Raw genomic sequence first — 295 nt, 5'->3', positions numbered from 1 at the left:
CAATGGAGATACACAGCACGTTCAAGGGGATTCTCCAGTTCCGTCTGCCGGTAAAGCACCTCGCTTAGTTTGAAACGTATCTCATATACATCCCGGGGAGGCACATAATCAGTTCCGGATATTCTTACCGGACGTGTGCGAAACAGTCCGGCTTCCTCATCGGAAACCAGGCCGGAAGACAGCCCGGAATGCAGACGGAGCAGAGTACGCTCATCTATTATCTCGGTATTCTTCCCTTTATGGATATACTCCATTTCAGAAACAAAAAGATTATGCAGGTTCTTCAGCATTTTGG

General features: G+C 47.8%; 1 protein-coding gene. It reads right to left on the bottom strand.

Annotation, left to right across the window (positions count from 1 at the left end; translation table 11 throughout):
- Positions 1-295 (bottom strand): hypothetical protein (locus P0G09_RS19530; protein ID WP_275253507.1); only part of this gene is annotated, 295 nt, incomplete at both ends.

Origin of the sequence: Faecalibacterium sp. DFI.5.82 (assembly GCF_029076575.1) — a bacterium.
GTDB classification, from domain to species: Bacteria; Bacillota; Clostridia; order Oscillospirales; family Ruminococcaceae; genus Faecalibacterium; species Faecalibacterium duncaniae.
This window is presented reverse-complemented; position numbering and strand designations above follow the sequence as displayed.